1 protein-coding gene and 3 pseudogenes are annotated in these 4,323 nt (G+C 67.8%); all 4 read right to left on the bottom strand.

Annotated features, from left to right (window positions below; translation table 11 throughout):
- Positions 1-125 precede the first annotated feature (125 nt).
- Positions 126-1,127, bottom strand: a pseudogene (locus QOI01_RS18615) (ABC transporter transmembrane domain-containing protein); the annotation flags it as partial.
- A pseudogene (cydD, locus tag QOI01_RS18610) lies at positions 1,114-2,709 on the bottom strand (thiol reductant ABC exporter subunit CydD). The pseudogenes QOI01_RS18615 and cydD, both read right to left, overlap by 14 nt.
- A 23-nt stretch (positions 2,710-2,732) precedes the next feature.
- Positions 2,733-3,560, bottom strand: coding sequence for a cytochrome d ubiquinol oxidase subunit II (gene cydB, locus QOI01_RS18605; RefSeq protein ID WP_526383492.1), 828 nt, complete (start codon positions 3,558-3,560; stop codon positions 2,733-2,735).
- A gap of 20 nt (positions 3,561-3,580) precedes the next feature.
- Positions 3,581-4,086, bottom strand: a pseudogene (locus tag QOI01_RS18600) (cytochrome ubiquinol oxidase subunit I); the annotation flags it as partial.
- Positions 4,087-4,323: the final 237 nt, after the last annotated feature.

The following is a 4,323-nucleotide window of genomic DNA, read 5'->3' as shown; positions in this document are numbered from 1 at the left end:
TGCTGGTGAGGTTACTCGCCGTTGCTGGGCGACATGATGGGGCAGTCGACGTCGTCGGGTAGGTGATGGGTCGCGACCACGACGGTCCGATCGGCGGCGAACAATGCGTCCGGGGTGAGCAACTCGGGGCGGACGTCCAGAGGGGCGAGCGTCGGGCGGGTGCGGGTGAGCGCCGCGGGTGCGGCCAGTTGCCGGAGCTGGGTGGCTGCGATTCGGGCGCGGGTCAGCGCGACGGCAGCGCCGGGCAGGGCCGCGGTGGCCTCGAATGCGGACAATGGCAACAACATCAGGATGGCCATCGTGGTGGGGGCAATGGTCGGCGCCAGCGCGATGGCCACCATCACCGCGCCGAGCACGCTGGCACCGATCGCGGCAGTGGGGGCCGCAGCTGCCACCGCTGCGGGCCGCGCGGCCTGATCGGCCACCTTGCCCCAATCCCGTTGTCTGCTGGTGGCTTCCGCGATCGTATCGTCGGGCCGACCGCTGACGCGAAGCTCCGGGGCGTGCTCAACGGCAAGCATCAGCGCGGCGTCCCGGGCGGAGTGGTGATCCGCCGCGAGCGCTTCAGTGCTCGACGCGGCCCGCGCGGACAGCCATGGCGCAACCACGCCGGCGATCAGCAGGCAGCCGGCCAGCGCCACGGCGGCGGCGGGCGCGATGACGGCGATCGTGGTGATCGCGACCGCCGACAACACCGTGGCGACGACGGTCGGCAGCACTGCGCGCACGAGCACGTCGGACAGCTCGTCGACCGATGAGCCCAAGCGCGCCAAGAGCTCCCCGCTGTGCAGGCGCATCACCGCTTCGGCAGGCGCATCCGCCAAGGCGCGGTAGAGCTGGGTACGGGCGCGGCCTGCCGAGCGCAGCGCCACGTCGTGCGAAGCGAGCCGTTCGCAGTAACCCAGCACTCCCCGCGAGATGCCAAGTGCGCGCACGGCGACCACGGCGACCGTCAGATCGAGCACCGGTGGCATCTGCCACGCCCGGGTGATGAGCCACGCGGACACTGCTGCGAGCGCCAGGGCGCTGCCGAGGGCCAGCACGCCGAACGCGGCGGCCAGCACCATGCGCGGAAGCCTGGGCTGGAGTAGTCCCATGGCCCAGATGAGCGGATCATTGCGGAACAAGGAGCTCACCGCCGAGTCGAATGACGCGGTCGCCTATCGCGACGACGGATTGGCGGTGCCCGACGACGACGGCTGCTGCGCCCGCCCTCGCCCGCTCCACGATGGTCCGCAGCACACGGGATTCCAGGGCGACGTCGAGATGTGCGGTCGGTTCGTCGAGCAGCAGTACGGGTTTAGGCGAACCAAGCACCCGGGCCAAGGCGAGTCGTTGCCGCTGACCGAGCGACAGGCCGGTCCGGTCTCGACCGATGACCGTACCGAGGCCGTCGGGCAGCGTCGCCAACACTTCGTCGAAGCCGGTTGCCCGGCAAGCTGTTTCGATGTCGGGCAGCTGGCCGAACAACTCGAGGTTGGCCCGCACGGTCCCCGGCACCATCACGGGGCGTTGGGGCAACCAGGCCACCTCTCGCCACCATGACCTCGGGTCGAGCTCGGCCGCATCGATTCCTCCGATCAACGCTCGGCCAGAAGTCGGCGGGGTCAGTCCAAGCATCACCTCGAGGGCGGTGCTCTTGCCGGACCCATTGGGTCCGGTGAGTACGGTGATCGAACCCGGCGTCACGTCGACGGTCAGGTCGCGCGGGGCCGACTCACCCCGGCCCGCAACACCGACCGCTTCGAGGCGGATCGAGGTCGCGCTCGCGATCATCTGCCCGTGGCTCGGGGCCGCGACGACGTCGAGCAGGTCCGTGGCCTTGGCGGCGGCCGCCTGGCCGTCTTGTGCGGCGTGGAACTCGGTGCCGACCCGGCGCAGTGGCCAGAACACCTCGGGCGCGAGCAGCAGCGCGGTGAGGGCGGTCGAGAGCGCGAGGTCACCGAAAAGGAGCCGAAGCCCGACGCTGACGGCAACCAGGGCGACGCCCAGCGTGGCGAGCAGTTCCAGGACGAGGGCCGACATGAACGCGATCCTCAGCATCGCCATCGTCGAACGCCTTTGCACGGAGCCGAGTTCGGCGATTCTGTCGGCGGACCGTCGGCGCGGCCGAGCGCGCGCAATGTGGGGATGCCTGCGATCAGGTCGAGTGAGCGGGACTGCAGGTGGCCATGGCGCGCAGCGCGGCCGCGGAGCGGTCTCGGGTGACCAGTCCGATGAGGATCATGAAGAGTGGCACCAGAGGCAGCGCAATAACGACGACGACGGCGGATTGCAGGTCGTAACAAACCATCACGACTGTCGCCGCAGGGGTGAGCAGCACCGCGAGAATCACGGCGGGCAGGTATCTGGTGAAATACGGCCGGAGGCCGTCGAGTCCGCGGGTCGTCAGCAGCGCAACATCGGCACGAACGGTTGCCAGTTGGCGGGGCGGTAGCGCGGTCACCGTGACGAGGATGCGTTGGTTCAGCTCCGCGATCGCCGCGGTGGCGCCCCGCTGGCCGAGCCGGCCTGCAGCCACTGGGTCAGGACCCGAACCGTCCACAATCCCAACAGGATTGACAGTGTCGGTGCCCAATGCGCCACCGTTCGCGAGTTTTCGTCGGTGATGACGCCTGCGACGAGGTGGGCCAGCAGCACCGCGCTCGCGATGGCGCTGCCCGAGATCAGCAAACCGCAACACACCGATGCGGCGAGGTGTCGTCGCATCGCGGTGGTGGCGGGGAAGCGCCTCACGTCCGTCGTGGCGACAGACCGGCGGGCTCGGGGATCCGCTTGGCTGAGATGCGTTGCCGGAATATGTAGTACGTCCATGCCTGGTATGCGATCACCAGGGGCGCGAAGATCAGCCCGGCCCAGGTCATGATCTTCAGGGTGTACGGCGACGACGAGGCGTTGTGAATCGTCAGGCTCCACGCCGGATCGAGCGTCGAGGGGATGAGTTGGGGATACAGCGCTCCGAACAGCAACACCACCACCGCCGCCACCACTGCTGCCGTGCAGGCGAACGCCCACCCGTCGCCACGCCGGTTCCAGACCAGCATGACGGCCGACAACTGGGCGATCACCGCCACTGCCAACACGAACCACGTCCAGTCCTTGCCGTGGGCAAGTTGCGTCCACAGCCCGAAGACCGCCACCAACACGGTGACGGGAAGTGTCAGCAGTTCTGCGAACCGCGCAGCGTTGTTACGCACTGCCCCTTCGGTTTTCAGTGCGACGAAGACAGCACCGTGGAAGGCGAACAAGCCTGCGGTCGCGAGTCCGCCCAGCAGCGTGTACGGATTCAACACATCGGTCGCGGAGAGCTCGATCTGCTTGTCGGCGTTCACGGGTAGGCCGCGCACGAGCGCGGCGAAGGCGACGCCCCACAGCACGGCGGGAATCCACGACCCGACTGCGATGCCGGTGTCGGCCCACGACCGCCACCGCGCGTCGTTGACCTTGCCGCGCCACTCGATGGCGCAGATGCGCAGGATCATGCTGACGAGGATCGCCAGCAGCGGCAGATACAGCCCGGAGAACAGCGTTGCGTACATGCCGGGGAACGCCGCGAACATCGCCCCGCCCGCGGTGATCAGCTGGTGAGCTCCGCGCGCCCGGTTTCGGGGTTGAAGTGCGCTCCAACGGGGTGCTGCATGAACCAGTTGGCGGCGATGATGAAGAAGGCCGACATGTTGACGGCGATCGCCACGATCCAGATGCAGGCGAGGTGCACCAGTCGGGGCAGTCGCGTCCATCCGAAGATCCAGAGTCCGATGAACGTGGACTCGAAGAAGAACGCGACCAGACCCTCCATGGCGAGCGGGGCTCCGAACACGTCGCCGACGAATCGGGAGTACTCGCTCCAGTTCATGCCGAACTGGAACTCCTGAACGATGCCGGTCGCCACGCCGAGGGCGAAGTTGATCAGGAACAGCTTGCCGAAGAAGCGCGTCAGCCGGTACCAGGAGGCGTTGCCGGTGATCACCCAGACGGTCTGCATCACCGCGATGAGCGGAGCCAAGCCAATGGTCAGTGGAACGAACACGAAGTGATAGACGTGGTGATGCCGAACTGCCACCGCGAGACGTCGAGCGCATTCACCTGCACCATCTCCCGAGCTGCGCGTTCCCTACGACGAACTGTAGTAGACGGAGTCGCGCAGGCCAAGGGTCAGGACTGTGCAGTCGAGGCTAGGGAGCGGCGTCCTCGGGCGCGGCGATGGGGGTGGCGCCGGTGGCCCTGCGGATCATGAAGCCCGTCACGACCTCGAAGACGCCGAGGACGATAAGCGAATAGCCAACGAAGAGAGCCAGGATCTGCAGCGACGAGTAGGGAGCC

This window comes from Mycobacterium sp., assembly GCF_032162605.1.
In the GTDB taxonomy this organism is placed as follows: Bacteria; Actinomycetota; Actinomycetes; order Mycobacteriales; family Mycobacteriaceae; genus Mycobacterium.
This window is presented reverse-complemented; position numbering and strand designations above follow the sequence as displayed.